Annotated in this window: 14 protein-coding genes; 3 read left to right on the top strand and 11 right to left on the bottom strand. The window is 58.2% G+C overall.

Annotated features, from left to right (window positions below; all coding sequences use genetic code 11):
- Positions 1 to 2,461: type VI secretion system Vgr family protein (locus tag ABI171_RS08150; RefSeq protein WP_348092071.1), on the bottom strand; the 2,461-nt coding region annotated here is incomplete at its 3' end.
- Positions 2,462 to 3,031: 570 nt separating this feature from the next.
- On the opposite strand from ABI171_RS08150, the gene ABI171_RS08145 reads away from it, so the two are divergent.
- Together ABI171_RS08145 and ABI171_RS08140 are read left to right on the top strand one after the other, a co-directional pair.
- Positions 3,032 to 5,266, top strand: coding sequence for an NADP-dependent isocitrate dehydrogenase (locus tag ABI171_RS08145; protein ID WP_348092070.1), 2,235 nt, complete (start codon positions 3,032 to 3,034; stop codon positions 5,264 to 5,266).
- 195 nt (positions 5,267 to 5,461) lie between these two features.
- Positions 5,462 to 5,848, top strand: coding sequence for a GtrA family protein (locus ABI171_RS08140; RefSeq protein WP_348092069.1), 387 nt, complete (start codon positions 5,462 to 5,464; stop codon positions 5,846 to 5,848).
- A gap of 114 nt (positions 5,849 to 5,962) precedes the next feature.
- On the opposite strand, the gene ABI171_RS08135 is transcribed toward ABI171_RS08140, so the two are convergent.
- The 10 genes from ABI171_RS08135 to ABI171_RS08090 form a co-directional block, all read right to left on the bottom strand.
- Positions 5,963 to 6,685, bottom strand: a complete 723-nt coding sequence (locus ABI171_RS08135) for an amino acid ABC transporter ATP-binding protein (RefSeq protein WP_348092072.1) — start codon at positions 6,683 to 6,685, stop codon at positions 5,963 to 5,965.
- Positions 6,672 to 7,424: an amino acid ABC transporter permease gene (locus ABI171_RS08130; protein WP_348092068.1), complete on the bottom strand. Its 753-nt coding sequence runs from the start codon at positions 7,422 to 7,424 to the stop codon at positions 6,672 to 6,674. Before ABI171_RS08130 ends, ABI171_RS08135 begins: the two co-directional genes overlap by 14 nt.
- A gap of 46 nt (positions 7,425 to 7,470) precedes the next feature.
- The gene (locus ABI171_RS08125) at positions 7,471 to 8,253 is read right to left on the bottom strand and encodes a basic amino acid ABC transporter substrate-binding protein (RefSeq protein WP_348092067.1); all 783 of its coding nucleotides are present in this window, start codon (positions 8,251 to 8,253) and stop codon (positions 7,471 to 7,473) included.
- Positions 8,254 to 8,313: 60 nt separating this feature from the next.
- A complete protein-coding gene (locus ABI171_RS08120; protein ID WP_348092066.1) occupies positions 8,314 to 9,360 on the bottom strand; it encodes an ABC transporter substrate-binding protein in 1,047 nt (348 codons plus the stop codon).
- Between the two features lie 76 nt (positions 9,361 to 9,436).
- Positions 9,437 to 10,570: an FAD-dependent oxidoreductase gene (locus ABI171_RS08115; protein ID WP_348092065.1), complete on the bottom strand. Its 1,134-nt coding sequence runs from the start codon at positions 10,568 to 10,570 to the stop codon at positions 9,437 to 9,439.
- Positions 10,567 to 11,952, bottom strand: a complete 1,386-nt coding sequence (locus ABI171_RS08110) for an FAD/NAD(P)-binding oxidoreductase (protein WP_348092064.1) — start codon at positions 11,950 to 11,952, stop codon at positions 10,567 to 10,569. The genes ABI171_RS08115 and ABI171_RS08110 overlap by 4 nt, the downstream gene beginning before the upstream one ends.
- Positions 11,949 to 12,254, bottom strand: coding sequence for a (2Fe-2S)-binding protein (locus tag ABI171_RS08105; RefSeq protein ID WP_348092063.1), 306 nt, complete (start codon positions 12,252 to 12,254; stop codon positions 11,949 to 11,951). The genes ABI171_RS08110 and ABI171_RS08105 overlap by 4 nt, the downstream gene beginning before the upstream one ends.
- A 30-nt stretch (positions 12,255 to 12,284) precedes the next feature.
- Positions 12,285 to 13,082 (bottom strand): ABC transporter permease, encoded by a 798-nt coding sequence (locus ABI171_RS08100; protein ID WP_348092062.1) that lies wholly within the window; start codon positions 13,080 to 13,082, stop codon positions 12,285 to 12,287.
- A gap of 18 nt (positions 13,083 to 13,100) precedes the next feature.
- Positions 13,101 to 13,967 (bottom strand): ABC transporter permease, encoded by an 867-nt coding sequence (locus ABI171_RS08095; RefSeq protein ID WP_348092061.1) that lies wholly within the window; start codon positions 13,965 to 13,967, stop codon positions 13,101 to 13,103.
- Positions 13,960 to 15,030 (bottom strand): ABC transporter ATP-binding protein, encoded by a 1,071-nt coding sequence (locus ABI171_RS08090; protein WP_348092060.1) that lies wholly within the window; start codon positions 15,028 to 15,030, stop codon positions 13,960 to 13,962. The genes ABI171_RS08095 and ABI171_RS08090 overlap by 8 nt, the downstream gene beginning before the upstream one ends.
- A 183-nt stretch (positions 15,031 to 15,213) precedes the next feature.
- Here ABI171_RS08090 and ABI171_RS08085 point away from each other — a divergent pair, with 183 nt between their 5' ends.
- Complete coding sequence (locus ABI171_RS08085) at positions 15,214 to 16,050, top strand: IclR family transcriptional regulator (protein ID WP_348092059.1); 837 nt, start codon at positions 15,214 to 15,216, stop codon at positions 16,048 to 16,050.
- The last annotated feature ends 223 nt before the right edge of the window (positions 16,051 to 16,273 follow it).

Here is a 16,273-nt window from a genome sequence, read left to right as displayed (position 1 = left end):
GCGTGCCGCCTTTGAGTTTGATGTAGGCGCCGCCGGTGGTCATGAACGTGATCTCTTCCGCCATCAGGATCAAGTGCTTGGCGGCAGTTATCTTGAGATCCTTGGCCGAGTCGATCTGCATGTCATCGTGCTGACTCTGCATGAGGAACTTGCCGTAGTGCGCAATCTGCGTAATCCCTTCCTTGTGCGCGAACAAGGAAATGCCCTTGCCGGCATTCAGATTGAAGCGCTGGCCTGCGGTCAATTGCATGTGCTGCTGCGACACCGTGTCGATATTTTTGGCCGCATAGCTAACGATGGTCTTAGGCGTGCTGATGGCGATGCCATCAGGCGCCGTGATACTGATAGTCGGTTTGCCGCCCTGGCCTTGCGGGTCGGTGTTGCTGCCGCCCGCCGCAGCGGCAACGTCGTCCTTGAGTGCAGACTGCGGCGTCGCATCCAGCGCCAGCGCCAAATGTTGGGCGGCATAGTCGCCCAGGGATTTGCACAATTCCAGACAGTCCTGCAGCAACGCAACGTGTTCCGCGTTGCTGAGCTGCTCGTCCTTGCCTTCAAGCCGTCTGGTGGCTGAAATAAGCAGCGATCTTGCTGTTTTTATGCTTCCGCTGCCCGAAGTCGCCAGCTCAAAGCCATCGCCGCGTGGAGCGGCTTTGCCGTTGCTGCGCGGCTGGGTCAGGTAGCCCAGATTTAGCTCCGACGCGGCATGTTCACTTGATAAGTGGCTGGAAATTTGCCCTGGCGTGCTGTCGAACCGGAGTTGATTTTGTTTTTGCCCGTTGATTTCCTTGATCACCATGCCGGACAGATAACGATCCGCAGGCAGTTGACTGACACGGCTAAAACTGGGCGGCGGCGTCTCGCCACCATGCACGCTACCCGTGATAATCGGTTTATCAGGATCCCCTCCCTGGAATGAAATTTGGCATTCGTCACCAACTCGCGGCAGGTAGGTCAGACCTCCCCGCATGCCAGCTGACGGGGTTACAACCCGAATCCAGACCGTATCAAATTCCGTTATGCCGTCGCTGGATGCCTGTGGATTGTCGCGCTCTGAAGGTCGAATACCTGGGATGCGAACCAAAATTCGTCCCAAAGCGTCGGTATGGACTTGTTCATTTTTTGGACCGACAACGATGCCTGTGATGGACTCCATGTGCGGCAGATCGATGCGCGGATCGTAAGCCGGAACGATAGGAATGCCACGCCGCACGCATGTAAATTGATTGGTATAGCGCGCATTGCGTTCGCTGTTGGCCTGGCCCAGCGTGGCGGCCTGGGCACTACTGTCGACATTCCAGCGATTCAATGCAAACAGGCGTAGCGCCCGCTCACTGATCGTATGCGGCAGATTGTTCTCTGCTTCGACGCGCAGTTCGGTGAAAACAAATTCGCGTTCCTTGGCAGGATGGCGGTCGATACCAGGATGACCACTGATCGCGGCCCATTCACCAACACCAAGGGTACGTACGCCACTCTCGCCTTGAAGGCATTTAGCTTCATATTCATGGCGTCGCATCTTCTGGAGGCCAAGACTCTGGTGGTCGGCGGCATCGTCGCCCGCATGCGGTACATCGATCAGGATATCGTTGATGCCAGCCGCAAAACGGTTACCCAGCTTGCCTTGATCGTTGGTATTTTGCACGGTGGTGCTGGACATGCGCGCAGTTTTATAGTCCCAACTCAGACCAGAGTGGATCCCCGGCGTTAAGGTCCGCCTGGTATGCAAGGCTGTAATGCAATCGCTGACCTCGGTACCGTCATCGCGATGGTAGCGCACGGTACCGGCGCTGTTCTGCTCCAATGTCCAGACATCATCGAAGACCACCAGGGTATGCGTCGCGGTCTGGTCGCTGCCGGTGGCGCTGGCTTTACCTGGCCGGATAAACCATGCCAGCCCACGCCGCTTCCACAAACGCCGCAAGAACGACGCGTCCGATTCATTGCGTTGCTGGGTGAATTTCCGTCTCGGATAATGACTCTTCAAGCGCCACAACTCAAAATCAAAAGCACGCGCCAACACTGGATTGCTGTGGCGCCATTCTGTCAAAATGCTTTCAGTGATTTCGATCTCATTCTTGTTTTGGAAAATTCGGCTGTTGCAGCTTTTCTCCATGATCGATAGCGCGTCACGGACTACCAACTGGTAACTGGCAAGCCCACCATCGGCCTCACCAGCCACCACCGCATCAATTACCCCACAAACCGAGCGCATGCCGCCGGTATCGGTGACGAACTGCACCTCGACTGGCAACGCCATGAATTCTTTGGTTGGCAGATTGGCCTGGGTGGATACGCACAGTAAATGGTATTCGATGCCGCCACAGATGGTTTCTATGCCACGCACATGCTGGACTAGCAGCGCATCATCGACCGCACCTTTTTCTTGCGACAGCCGCAGACGAATCGGACGGTTGGCTTCGGTCAGGCCGGTGACTGCGTTGCGTAGTGTGGTCGGATTCATCGCGCTCTATTATGGTGGTGTCGAAATAAGTATTGCTGGTTCAAAGCTCGGCAATACGGCCAATGCACAAAGCCAAGGTAGCAAAATGCCATCACTTCCCATTACACATGCAAAAAACATTCGGGCTGGTGCGTTGCCCGGTCCTGCCGCTCACAGGCGTGCGGGAAATATTGACACATACTCTACATCATATTTCAGTGCTTAATTGAAAACTATTATTTCCAAATTGCAATAAATCCTTCCGCAAAGCACTTGACTGCATCGTTTCTACTCAGATTTTCGCAGTGAATGTGCGGTCGGCAGACGCTACATGAAGCAGGTTCGCGGCAACCGTAGATTCTGCATCTGTGAATCACATTTTGTTGGTGCTAAAACCCAACTGCGAATAAACTTCATCCTTTGAGATGAAATTTCATCCCTTGGGATGGACGCGGCCTTCATCCAGGCAAACATTGCCCGAAAAAATTGGCAACCTGCAAACCAATTCAGCGCGCCCTTAAGCTTGGTGAAAGTAAACACCAATATCATGTGGCGGCACCAACCAACGCATCAACCGCTAGGAGAGTTACAGTGACTGCAAGTAAATCGACCATCATCTACACCCTGACTGACGAGGCGCCGCTGCTGGCGACGGCTTCTTTCCTGCCGATCATCAAGACCTTCGCCGCACCCGCCGGCATCGACATCGTCAAAAGCGACATCTCGGTGGCCGCCCGGATTCTCGCCGAATTCTCCGACAACCTGAAACCCGAGCAGAAAGTGCCGGACAACCTGGCCGAGCTGGGCCACCTGACGCAAAATCCCGACACCAACATCATCAAGCTGCCGAACATCAGCGCTTCGGTGCCGCAACTGGTCGCGGCGATCCGCGAACTGCAAGCCGGCGGCTACAACATCCCGGACTTCCCGGAAGATCCGAAGACCGACGCCGACAAAGCGATCCTGAAACGCTACTCGAAGATCATCGGCAGCGCGGTCAATCCAGTGCTGCGCGAAGGCAACTCCGACCGCCGCGCGCCAGCAGCAGTCAAGCGCTTCGCCCGCAAGCACCCGCACTCGATGTCGAAGTGGAGCCCGGCTTCGCGCACCCACGTTTCGCATATGCACGGCGGCGATTTCTATGCCTCTGAAAAATGCATGACCTTGTCCAAGGCTTGCGACGTCAAGATGGAACTGGTCACCAAGACGGGTGAAACCATCGTCCTGAAGACCAAGGTATCGCTGCTGGCAGGCGAAATCATCGACAGCATGTTCATGAGCAAGAAGGCGCTGTGCGCGTTCTACGAAGAGCAGATGGAAGATGCGCGCGAAACCGGCGTCATGCTGTCGCTGCACGTCAAGGCGACCATGATGAAAGTCTCGCACCCGATCGTGTTCGGCCATGCCGTCAAGATTTTCTACAAGGAAGCATTCGCCAAGCACGGCAAGCTGTTCGAAGAATTGGGCGTCAACGCCAACAACGGCCTCTCCAGCGTGTACGACAAGATCGCTACCCTGCCGGAATCCAAGCGCGATGAAGTCATCAAAGACTTGCACGCCTGCCACGAACACCGTCCGGAACTGGCCATGGTCGATTCGGCCAAGGGCATCTCCAACCTGCACGCGCCGAACGACGTCATCGTCGACGCTTCGATGCCGGCCATGATCCGCCTCGGCGGCAAGATGTGGGGCGCCGACGGCCGTCCGAAGGACACCAAGGCGGTGATCCCGGAAAGCACGTTCGCCCGCATCTATCAGGAAATGATCAACTTCTGCAAGACCAACGGCGCGTTCGATCCGACCACCATGGGCACCGTGCCGAACGTCGGCCTGATGGCGCAAAAAGCCGAGGAATACGGCTCGCATGACAAGACTTTCGAAGTTCCATCCGATGGCGTCGCGCGCATCGTCGACTTTGACGGCAACGTGCTGCTGGAGCAAAACGTCGAGCAAGGCGACATCTGGCGCATGTGCCAGGTCAAAGACGAGCCGATCCGCGACTGGGTCAAGCTGGCCGTGAACCGCGCCCGCCTGTCCGGCATGCCGGCGATTTTCTGGCTGGACGAGTACCGTCCGCACGAAGCCGAACTGATCAAGAAAGTGCGCACCTACCTGAAGGAATACGACCTGACCGGCCTCGACATCCAGATCATGTCGCAAGTGCGCGCCATGCGCTACACGCTGGAACGCGTGATCCGCGGCAAAGACACCATCTCGGTGACCGGCAATATCCTGCGCGACTACCTGACCGACCTGTTCCCGATCATGGAGCTGGGCACCAGCGCCAAGATGCTGTCGATCGTACCGCTGATGGCCGGCGGCGGCATGTTTGAAACCGGCGCCGGCGGCTCCGCGCCCAAGCACGTCAAGCAGCTGGTGGAAGAAAACCACCTGCGCTGGGATTCGCTGGGCGAGTTCCTGGCGCTGGCGGTATCGCTGGAAGACGTGGGCATCAAGACCGGCAACAACAAGGCCAAGATCCTGGCGAAAACCCTGGACGACGCCACCGGCAAACTGCTCGACAACAACCAGTCGCCATCGCCGCGCACCGGCGAGCTGGACAACCGCGGCAGTCAGTTCTACCTGGCCTTGTACTGGGCGCAGGCACTGGCGGCGCAAACCGAAGATGCGGAATTGCAAGCGCATTTTGCGCCACTGGCCAAAACCTTGACTGAAAACGAGCAGAAGATCGCAGCAGAGCTCAATGACGTGCAAGGCAAGGCGGTGGATATCGGCGGCTACTTCCTGCCAGACCCTAAGAAGGTTGAAGCAATCATGTGCCCGAGCGCGACCTTCAATGCGGCATTGAACGCGGCGCAGGTCTGATAGCAAGGCAAGGCGGATCTGCCCGATGAGGCAGATCCGTGCTGGCAGGTCAAAGCCTGCCGGCACATCCGACTGGTGGAAATCGACCATGCCCCATCATTCGCTCAATCGCTCAATCCGGCATCGCCATACCAGATATTCGATGGCAGCATCGTCGCAAACCGTCTCCGGCGCTCTTACAAATAGAAAACAAGAATGATTATTTTTCGTCAATTCCTTCGTTTTGCCGCTGTCGGGGCAACAGGAACGCTGATCCAGTACAGCATACTTTGGGCAGGCGTCGAGTTTTTAGCGGCTCCGGCCGCGCTTGCTTCCGGTATCGGATATGCATTGGGATCCGTCGCCAACTATTTTCTCAACTACTTTTTTACGTTTGAAAGCGGCAAGTCACACGCCGAAGCCGCGTCGAAATATTACATAGTGATAGGTATCGGCTGGTGCATAAACACCGGCCTCATGTGGCTCCTGACCCACCATTTCGGATTGAATTACTGGGTGGCGCAACTTTTAACGACCGGAATTGGCCTCATCTGGAATTTCATGGGAAGCCGGTGGTGGGCATTCAAACACGCTGCGGCATAACCCGCAAACTTCGTCGTCGGCGAGCGTTGCGGCAGCCGCACCTTGACATTTACGCGCCGCAAGCGCTTGAGTTAGCGATGCGCCGGCCCGGCGGGCGAGGCGAGCTATAAAACGCTATAACACCTTCCGCAAAAAATCCCGCGTACGCTCGTTTTGCGGCGTGCCCAGCACCTGTTGCGGCGGTCCCTGCTCCATGATGACGCCCTGGTCGATAAAGAACACGCGATCAGACATTTCGCGTGCAAACCCCATCTCATGCGTCACAACCACCATGGTCATGCCCTCCTCCGCCAAGGTCTTCATCACCGTCAGCACTTCGCCCACCAGTTCCGGATCGAGCGCCGATGTCGGCTCGTCGAACAACATCACCTTGGGTTCCATCGCCAGCGCGCGCGCAATCGCCACGCGTTGCTGCTGGCCGCCTGACAGCTGACTGGGATAGGCGTCGATCTTGTCCAGCAAGCCGACTTTCCGCAGCAGCTTTTCCGCCACCAGCACCGCATCTTTCTTCGACAGCTTCTTGACCTGCATCGGCGCCATGATCAGGTTGTCCAGCACCGACATGTGCGGGAACAGGTTGAAGCGCTGGAACACCATGCCGACGCCGGCACGCATGGCGTTGAGGTCGATGCCGGGATCGTTGACCTTGACGCCGTCGACCAGGATCTCGCCGCCGGAGGCCTCCTCAAGACCATTCAGGCAACGCAGGAAGGTGCTCTTGCCCGATCCCGACGGGCCGATCACGCACACCACTTCGCTTTCCGCGATGTCGCAATCGATGCCGCGCAGGATGTGCGCGTGGCCGTAGTTTTTCTGCAGGTTTTTAACGTGTATCACTTTTGCCATACCTTTTTTCGAGATGCTGAACGAAAGCGGACAGCAACAGCGTTATACACCAGTAGATCACCGAAATGGTCAGGTACGGTTCCCAGTACCGGGCATAGGCGCCGGATACCGTGCGCGCCACATACGCCAGCTCCGCCAGGCCGATGGCCGAAGCCAGCGAAGAATCCTTGACGATCGCAATCGCATTGTTGCCCAGCGGCGGCAGCATACGGCGGAACGCTTGCGGCAGCACCACCTTGCGCAAGGTTTGCAGATAGGTCATGCCGAGCGAGCGTGATGCTTCGCTCTGGCCGCGGTCGATGGACTGGATGCCGGCGCGGAAAATCTCCGACACATAGGCGCCGGAATTCAGGGAGATCGCCAGCACCGCCGACAGGAAAGCGCCGTATTGCGAACGAATTTCCCGCGCCAGGTCGCCGCTGACCAGCAAGCCGCCGCTGGGATTGATCAGCAACGGCATCAGGGCGAAATGGATCAGTAATATCTGCACGAACAGCGGCGTGCCGCGGAAAAAACTGACATAGAAGCGCACCGGCCATTGCGCCGCGTAGCGCAGGAAGTATTTATAAAAGCCATGACGCGCTTCGGCCAGGCGGCCGACGCCCAGCACCAGGCCGAGCAAGGTGCCGGCGATCACGCAAATGACCGCTGCCTTGAGCGTCATCATGGTGCCTTCGATGAACAATGGCAGGTACTCGACGATGATTTGCCAGTCGAATGCAGAATGCATGAGCGTGTCCCGGTATGCGTGCGGTAAGAGTCAGGTCTTGCGCTGCTTATTGCAGCGGCAGGGTCGGCACATTGTCGTCAAACCATTCCTTGTAGATCTTGGCGTAGGTGCCGTCGGCGATAATCTTCTTCAGGCCGGCGTTGATCTTGTCTTGCAATGCCTTGTTGCCCTTCTGGACGCCGATGCCGAAGTACTGGCGCTTGAACTTGGCGTCGCTGACCACCTTGAATTTTTTCTCGGGATGGCTCTTGATGTAGAACTTGATCACGCCGACGTCGCCGACTGCGGCATCGACCCCGCCGCGATAGAGCTCTTCCAGCATCAGCGGCGTATTGTCAAAGCGGTGAATGGCGGTATTGTTCTTGCCGATTTCATCCGAGACCACGATGTCGCCGGTGCTGGAATTGACCACACCGACCTGCAGCTTTTTGAGGTCATCCAGGCCGGTTACCTTGGGTCCGTCGCCGATGATGATCACCTGGTCAGCCGGAAAATATGGCAGCGAGAAATCCACCATCTGCATGCGCTTGTCGGTAATCGTGATGCCGGAAATCAGGATGTCGCGGTCGCCCTGGTTGACCGTGGCGAAAATGCCTTCCCATGGCGTGCTGACCAGTTTGATCTTGAAGCCGGCGGCATTGCTGACGGCCTTGATGATATCGATGTCGAAACCGACCAGTTCCTTCTTTGCAGTCTCGAATTCAAACGGCCGGTAAGTGCCACCGGCACCGACCACATAAGTCTGCTGATCCGCAGCCGCAGCGCTGCCGGCGCTCAAACCCAAAGCCAGCAAGCTGCCGGCGATCAAGGCAAGTTTTTTGAATGACATGATGCTACTCCTCGATGATGATATTTATCTAAAAATTCTGGCATGAGCAACGCTGGTGTTCTAGCGCTCGATCATGCGACTCCAGCGATTGTTCCAATCCGCGCGGTCCTTGTTGACGACATCCCAATCGACCGTATTCACGTTCTTCATCAGCTTTTCGACATTGCCGATCTTGGCCTGAGTCGCTTCCGGAATCTTGACGTTCTTGTTGATCGGAATGGTGTTGGCGTACTCCGTGGCTTTCGCCTGGGAGCCGGCGCTCAACAGGTACTCCACCAGTTTTTGGGAAAGGTCGGGTTCGGAATTATTCTTCAGCGCGCAAGCGCCGACCATCAACATCACGGCGCCCTCTTTCGGCGTGGCGAACTCGGCCGGGATGCCCTTCGCTTTCAGATTGGCGATGGCGGTCGGCGTCAACGGAAAAATGGCGGCCTCGCCGGTTTGCACCATCTCTGAAATCTGCGCCGAGCTGGACAGGTATTCCAGCACATTCGGCCCGACAGTCGTGCCCCACTTCTTGAAACCGGGCTCGACATTCTTGTCGGTGCCGCCGACCAGACGGTTGAACATCAGGAAACTGTGCAGACCGAAAGTACTGCTCTGGATCGACTGGAACACCACCTTGCCCTTGTATTTGGGATCGGCGAAATCCATCCAGGAAGTCGGCGCGGCCCAGCCCTTTTCATCGAACATTTTCTTGTTGTAGCCGATGCCGACCGTACCGAGTTCTATGCCCACCGCCTGGTCGTTGGCCATCCGCGCGAACGGGTAGATTTCCTTGAATACGGGCGCATCCTTGAGCTTCTGGCACAGGCCCATGCCGACCGCGCGATACATCACGCCATCGTCCAGGAACACCAGGTGCATTTGCGGCTTGTCCTTCTGCGCCGACATCTTGGCCATGATGTCGGCCGAGGTTCCGGGCACCACGACGATCTTGACGTTATTGGCTTTTTCAAAATCCGGAAAAATGTAACTGGTATAGTTCTTTTCCATGCTGCCGCCGTTCATGCCGACGTACAGCGTATGCGTTTGTGCGCTGCTGATCGCGCTGGCGCCCGCCGCCAGCAAACATCCCGCAGTCATCATCATCTGTTTCAATTTCATGTTGCCGTCTCCTCAATGATTGACATCTCGACTACCCCCGACCTTCCATCATCCAATCCCGCGACTTGCTTGTAGTTCAACTTGCTGTGCTGAATCTTTGAATGGCAAACGCTTGAATCGGAGTTTCTGTAGAGCCACGAACCACTAGGTCCGCCAGCACTTCTCCTACCGCCGGGGCCAACTGGAAGCCGCCGCCGGAGAAACCAAAAGCATGAAACAGGCCAGGCGTCGTGGCGCTCGGGCCAAGCACTGGCTGATGATCCGGCAACGCACCTTCGACGCCAGTCCAGCTGCGAATCACCAAGGCATTCTTCAAAGCGGGGATGAACTCGCACGCCATCTGCATCGAGGCGAACATCGAGGCGCTGGCAGGCCTTGTCGAGGCTATGTCGAGCTGGCCGCTGCCGCGGCCGCCGCCGAGGACAAAATTGCCGCGTTCCACCTGGCGCACATAGAATCCACCGCCGACGATACCGACGTTAGGCACAACCAGTTTCGGCATCGGCTCGGTAACCCACATGTTTGGAAATATCGGATATTCGGGCACCGTTTCACCAAATTGGCCGGCAAATTCGGCGCCCCATGCACCAGCACAGTTCAGAAGAAATTTCGCGCGCAGGGTCAAGTCGTTTCCAGCAAGAACATGGAATTTTTCGCCGTCGAATACTGCCGTTTTTACGGTCGTATTTTCGCGAACGATGGCGCCGTTGTGCTTTGCCGCCTGCGCAAAAGCGGCCGCGACCAACCTTGGATTAGCGTGGCCATCGCCCGCGCACAGGGAGCCGCCTGCCACCTGCTCGCCCAGCCAGGGATAACGCTGGCGCAGCGCGGCGCGTCCCAGCACTTCCAAGGGCAGGTCATACTCGCTGGCCATCACGCGATAGTCCTCCAGCGTTGCCAGTTCCTGCTCCGTGCGCGCCAGTTTCAAATGGCCGGAGACCGTATATTCGCAACTGGCGCCGATCAATTCCGGCAGGTTCTGCCAGATTGCGTAGGCCCGCTGCGATAGCGGCAGCTGGCTTGCCGGCCTGCCCTGGCGGCGAACGCCGCCGTAATTGACGCCACTGGCCTGCGCCCCGCACCAGCCCTGCTCCAGCAGCACCACGGACAGATTCATGCGACGCAAGGCAAGCGCCGCAGCGCATCCCATCAAGCCACCACCGATGATAGCGACGTCGGCGCTCAGTTGTTCGTGCAATTGCTCGCTCATGGCAGCTCTCGCTGCGGACTGAGCGGCATCCCCAGCGCCACCGGAAACGGTTTGACCGGCGCTTGGCCGCGCAGCCGGCCAATTTCAGACAAGCTTTTGCGAGAGCTGCAAGCCAGGATTTCAGCGGCAGCGGCGCCGCAAACCCGTCCCTGGCACCGCCCCATCCCAAGCCGCGTCAGCGCCTTGAGGCGGTTGATTTCCATCGTACCGGCGCTGTTGGCGCTATGCCGCAATTCGCCCGCGGTGATGTCTTCGCAGCGACAGATAATCTCTTCATCCGGGCATTCGCGGGCCCAATGCATCGGCACCGGGAACGCGCACTCCAATCCTTGGCGGAAACCATGAATCCGCTGCAAGCCGCGCTCCAGACGCCGGCTATGCGCTTGATCGACAGGCCGCCCCAGGTCTTCCAGCAAGGCCAGCGCAACCCGCTTCCCTGCCATTTCTGCGGCATCCGCCCCGACAATGCCGCCGCCATCGCCCGCAAGATACACGCCCTTTACGCTGCTGCGTCCGGCCGCATCACGCTGCGGCAACCATTGCTGATTCAACGCATTGAACTCGAACGCACAACCGGCCAGGTCTGCCAACTGGGTTTCCGAACGCAGACCGAAACCGCTGGCGATGGCGTCGCAAGCCACGACTTCTTCCCGTCCGTTCTTTTGCCAGGAAACCGCTTTCACTTTTTGCTCGCCGGCAGCGGCGATTTTTTGCACCCCTTCCACCACTCTGATGTCGTGGCAGCGAAGCCATGCCAGGTAATACATGCCTTTGGCCAGAGTCCAGGGCTGCTTCAGAAGATTCCGCATTGCCCGTACTTTTCCGGAAAAGGCAGAGGTGTCGAGCACGGCGGCAATGCTGGCGCCGGCTTTCGCATACTGGTAAGCCACCAGATATAGCAAAGGACCGGCGCCTGCCAGCACAACGCGGCTGCCTATCACGCATGCCTGCGCTTTCAACGCCACTTGCGCTGCACCGAGGGTATAGGCGCCGGGCAGCAGCCAGCCTGGAAACGGCAAGACGCGATCGATGGCGCCGGTGCACAGCAGCAGATGCGTGTAGGACAGCGACTGTTGCCGACCTTGCGACAACAAGTCCAGCCGCTGGCCGTCGCAGTTCCACACCAGCGTCTCGGGCAGATAATCGATGTCGTTGCGCAGCTGGTTGAATGTTTCGTGCAGCGCTTCTGCCTTGGCCGATTCAAAACCGTATAGCTGCTTCGGCGAACGCACAAACCCGGCCGGCGGCTGGCGATATATCTGTCCGCCGGCGCGCTGATTTTCATCCACCAGCACAGGTCGCAAGCCGGCGGCCACCAGCAGTTCCGCAGCGCGCACGCCGGCCGGGCCGGCGCCGACAATCACAATCCGCGGTTCACTCATTTGCTTGACTCCGGCAATTGTCCTGCAACAGAAGTCCGCAAGCGCATGCCGGCCTGTATCGTAGTGCTGCAGGCGCGCAGCGGCTGGCCGTCTTCGCTGCGTATCCAGCAATCCTGGCAGGCGCCGATCAGGCAAAAACCGGCGCGCGGGCGGCCGCTGAATTCGGATACGCGCAGGCTGTCGGCCTGCGTCAGCACTGCGGTCAATACGGTGTCGCCTTCCAGCGCGCTAACCTTGCGGCCATCCAGCACAAAGCTGACCGTTGCGCGTTGCGTCTCGGCGATTCGCAGAAATAATGTCATGTGTGGATTCCAGGCTGTTTCATCGCTGCTTCATCCCTGTTGTCCGATCAGCACCTTGTCGAGTCCATAGACGCGGTCCAGGATCAGCATGGCGACGCCGGTGATCAGGATCATCAGCGCCGAGACCGACGCCATCATCGGGTCGATCGATTCGGTGGCGTACATGTACATGCGCACCGGCAGCGTCACGGTGGCCGGCGTGGTGACGAAGATCGACAACGTCAGTTCGTCGAAGCTATTGATGAACGCCAGCAGCCAGCCGCCGGTAATCCCCGGCAGTATCATCGGCAGGGTGATACGCCGGAATACCGTCCACCAGCCGGCGCCGAGCGATTGTGCGGCGTGCTCTGCGCTTTGATCCATGCCGACCACCGCCGCCAGCACCAGCCGCAGCACATAGGGGCTGATCACCACTACGTGGGCCACCACCAGCCAGGCAAACGAACCGCTGACGCCCATGCTGGCGAACAGGCGCATCAGCGCCACCCCCAGCACCAGCGATGGGATGATCAGCGGTGACAAAAACAACGCGTTCAGAAAGTCGCGCCCGGGAAATTTCAACCGTCCGATCGCCAACCCCGCCGGCAGCGCCACACAAAGCGAGAAGGTGGCGGACAACAGCGCCAGCAGCAAGCTGTTGTAGAATGATTGTACAAAATCGGGATGTTCAAAAATCGCCTTGAACCAGCGTAAGGAAACGCCGTGGGTCGGCAAGGACAGCGTATCTTCCGGCGTGAACGCTACCAGGCAGACGATCAGCAGCGGCGCCAGTACGAACGCCACCACCAGCGTATGAAAGATCAGTGCGACAGGACCATTGTTGCGCATGCAATCTACTCCCTTTGGTTAGCCTAGCGTCTTGGAATACTTGCGTTCCAAGACCCGGTTGTAGCTCAGCATGATGAGCAGATTGGCGACCAGCAGAATGATGGCGATCGATGCGCCCAGCGGCCAGTCGAGCGAGCCGAGGAATTCGTCGTAGACGGTGGTCGCCACGACTTTCAGGCGACGGCCGCCGAGCAGGCCGGGAATGGCAAAAGCGCTGGCGCTGAGGCCGAACACGATCAGGCTGCCAGACAGGATCCCGGGCAAGACTTGCGGCAGCACTATCCGCCGCAACACGGTGGCCGGCGAGGCACTTAGTGACAAGGCTGCTTGCGCCACCGTCGGATCAAGCCGTTGCAGGGAGGTCCATACCGGAATCACCATGAACGGCAGCATCACGTGTACCAGCGCGACCACGATTGCGCCGGTGGTGTACAACAGCTTGAGCGGCGCAAAGCCCAGCCAGACCAGGGTCGAATTGACCAGTCCGTTCGAGCTCAGCAGCATGCTCCAGCCGAAGGCGCGCACTACGACCGACACCAGCAGCGGGCCGAGAATGATGATCAGGAAAATCGAGCGCCACGGCTTGCCCATGCGGCTCAGCACATAGGCCTCCGGCGCCCCGACCAGTATGCAGATGAAGGTGGTGAGTCCTGCTATCCAGAATGTGCGCAGGAAAATCGCGTGAAAATATTCGTCGCTGAAAACCTGCCAGTAATTGTTCAGGGTGACGGTCGAGGTGATGCCGATGTTGGAATCGAATCCGTAGAACGACAGCAACAAGGTCAGCAGCAATGGCGCCAGCACCATCGTAAAAAACAGGATCACGCCGGGCGCGGTCAGCAGATAAGGCAACGACGCCGATGACAATCTGGCCGGCTTAGCCATGATCGGCCTGCTCACGCTTGACGATGTGCAGCGCGTCCACCGGCCAGCGCAGAGAAACCTCTTCGCCGTCGCAGCAGGCGGCGCTGCCGCAGTTTTGCCAGGTCACCAGCAGGTCGCCGAGGCCGGTGTCGATGTGGTACAGCCATTGATTGCCGAGGAATATGCCGGAACGGATGCGGCCGCGGATAATTTCATCCTGCTGACTGCAACGCTCCAGTTTTTCCGGACGCAGGCAGAGGGTGACCCTCTCACCCACCTGCAAGCTGGCATCGCTGGTGTTCAACAGTTGTCCGTGTACGCTCAGCGCCGATCCTTGCTGGCTGACTGCCGCCACCTGTCCTTCAAACAGATTGGCCTTGCCGACGAACTGCGAGACGAACTGGTTCACCGGGTTTTCATATGCATCGAAGGGCTTGGCGATCTGGATCGCACGGCCGGCATCCATGACCACCACGCGGTCGCTCATCGACAATGCTTCCGACTGGTCGTGCGTGACCATGATGGTAGTGGTGCCGACCTTGCGCTGTATCTCGCGCAATTCAACTTGCATGTCCTCGCGCAATTTGGCGTCGAGATTCGACATCGGCTCGTCCAGCAGCAGCACCGGCGGCTCGATCACCAAGGCGCGCGCCAAGGCCACCCGCTGGCGCTGGCCACCGGACAGTTCGCGCGGATAGCGATGGCTGAATTTATCCAGATGCACCAGCGACAATGCCTTGCGCACCCGTTCCGCACGTTCGGCCGGCGCAATCTGGCGCATCTCAAGACCGAAGCTGACATTGCCGCTGACCGTCATGTGGGGAAACAAGGCGTAGCTCTGGAACACGATGCCGAGACCGCGCCGGTTCGGCTTTTCATGGGTGATATCGCGGCCGTCCAACAGCACGCGCCCGGCGCTCGCTTCGATAAAACCGGCAATCATTTGCAGCGTGGTGGTCTTGCCGCACCCGGACGGACCCAACAGCGACACGAACTCGCCCTTCTCCACCGTCAGGTTAAGCTGCTCGACGGCGGTGAAGTCGCCATAGTGTTTGGACAGATTTTCCAGCTGTAGAAACGACATCGACTTGTCTCCCATGACGGTCGGTTTTGCACCTAATACCTTCTCGATCCATTTCCGAAATATAGTGAAAAGAAAAATCAGGGTCAATTCAATATTCCATATACCAGACTAATTATTTGATATATTCCATTTAATGAATCATTATTGAATATATAGATAAATTAATTTCGGCAGGAGGAAATTATGAAAGATCAGGATGTTTCTGCGGGAACAAGTCTGCAGCGCGGTTTCGCGATTATCCGTGCGCTGGCGGCAAACTCTGGCGACGGCGTCAAGCTGACGCACATTGCCCAGACCACCGGCCTGGCGCAACCCACCGCGCATCGCATTTTGCGGGCGCTGACCGGCGAAGGCGTGGTGGAGCAGGATGAACGCAGCAAGGCTTATCGTTTGAGCGTGGAATTTTTTGCACTGGCGGCGCGCGCAGGCCAGCGTGGCAATCTGCGCGATATTTGCCGGCCGATCCTGTTGCGTTTGTCGGCGTCGCTGGGCGACACCATGTTCCTGCTGGTGCGCAGCGGCTACGACGCCATGTGCCTGGACCGCAGCGAGGGGCCTTTTCCGATCCGCTCATTTACCGGAGATATCGGCGGCCGCGTGGCGCTCGGCGTTGGCCAGGGCGCCCTGGTGATTCTCGCCTTCTTGCCGGAGGCCGAGCGCGAGGAAATCATCCGCTTCAACCTGCCGCGCTTGCTGGACATCGGCTTGTATGATGAAGTGTATTTGCGCACTGAAATCAGGCGCTCGCTGGAACTCGGCTACGCTGCCAGCCATGGCGTCGGACTGCTACCCGGCATGGCAGGCATTGCGGTGCCGGTGCTTGACCGGCAAGGACGCGCAGTAGCCGCCCTGAGCGTCGCTACGCTGGCGGAAAGATTGAATGCGGACCGCTTGCCGACTGTGGTGCAGATTCTCAAGAAAGAAGCGGCCAGTGTCAGCGAGAAGATGAATCCGTTCGATCCGGTATTGCGCAGACCCGCGCAGATACTAGGCGGACTGCCAATTGAGGCACCTAAATAAATTGTTCGGTGCGAAGCTGGCCGCCAATAAAAAACGACCCGGTCGCACAGGCGAACGAGTCGTTAAACATAACGTCTTAAATAATGCCGCATAGTTTACGTAAAACAGAATTTGATTTTCGCCAACGGTCGAAACACGTTTCGACGGCCTCCAGCACTTCGGCAAGCGTAGCGAAATATCGGTTGTGCGTAGCGATGCGGCGAACAAGTTTCCAAACACGTTC

This window comes from Collimonas sp., assembly GCF_039923675.1.
Lineage (GTDB): Bacteria > Pseudomonadota > Gammaproteobacteria > Burkholderiales > Burkholderiaceae_D > Collimonas.
Note: the sequence above shows the minus strand (reverse complement) of the source record. Positions and strands in the feature narration are given on the sequence as shown.

What these genes read in the sequence shown, in the direction of transcription:
- ABI171_RS08120 (WP_348092066.1), bottom strand. Translation starts at nt 9,360, where the DNA reads ATGAAATTGAAACAGATGATGATGACTGCGGGATGTTTGCTGGCGGCG.
- ABI171_RS08140 (WP_348092069.1), top strand. Translation starts at nt 5,462, where the DNA reads ATGATTATTTTTCGTCAATTCCTTCGTTTTGCCGCTGTCGGGGCAACA.
- ABI171_RS08105 (WP_348092063.1), bottom strand. Translation starts at nt 12,254, where the DNA reads ATGACATTATTTCTGCGAATCGCCGAGACGCAACGCGCAACGGTCAGC.
- ABI171_RS08095 (WP_348092061.1), bottom strand. Translation starts at nt 13,967, where the DNA reads ATGGCTAAGCCGGCCAGATTGTCATCGGCGTCGTTGCCTTATCTGCTG.
- ABI171_RS08090 (WP_348092060.1), bottom strand. Translation starts at nt 15,030, where the DNA reads ATGTCGTTTCTACAGCTGGAAAATCTGTCCAAACACTATGGCGACTTC.
- ABI171_RS08130 (WP_348092068.1), bottom strand. Translation starts at nt 7,424, where the DNA reads ATGCATTCTGCATTCGACTGGCAAATCATCGTCGAGTACCTGCCATTG.
- ABI171_RS08125 (WP_348092067.1), bottom strand. Translation starts at nt 8,253, where the DNA reads ATGTCATTCAAAAAACTTGCCTTGATCGCCGGCAGCTTGCTGGCTTTG.
- ABI171_RS08085 (WP_348092059.1), top strand. Translation starts at nt 15,214, where the DNA reads ATGAAAGATCAGGATGTTTCTGCGGGAACAAGTCTGCAGCGCGGTTTC.
- ABI171_RS08115 (WP_348092065.1), bottom strand. Translation starts at nt 10,570, where the DNA reads ATGAGCGAGCAATTGCACGAACAACTGAGCGCCGACGTCGCTATCATC.
- ABI171_RS08110 (WP_348092064.1), bottom strand. Translation starts at nt 11,952, where the DNA reads ATGAGTGAACCGCGGATTGTGATTGTCGGCGCCGGCCCGGCCGGCGTG.
- ABI171_RS08100 (WP_348092062.1), bottom strand. Translation starts at nt 13,082, where the DNA reads ATGCGCAACAATGGTCCTGTCGCACTGATCTTTCATACGCTGGTGGTG.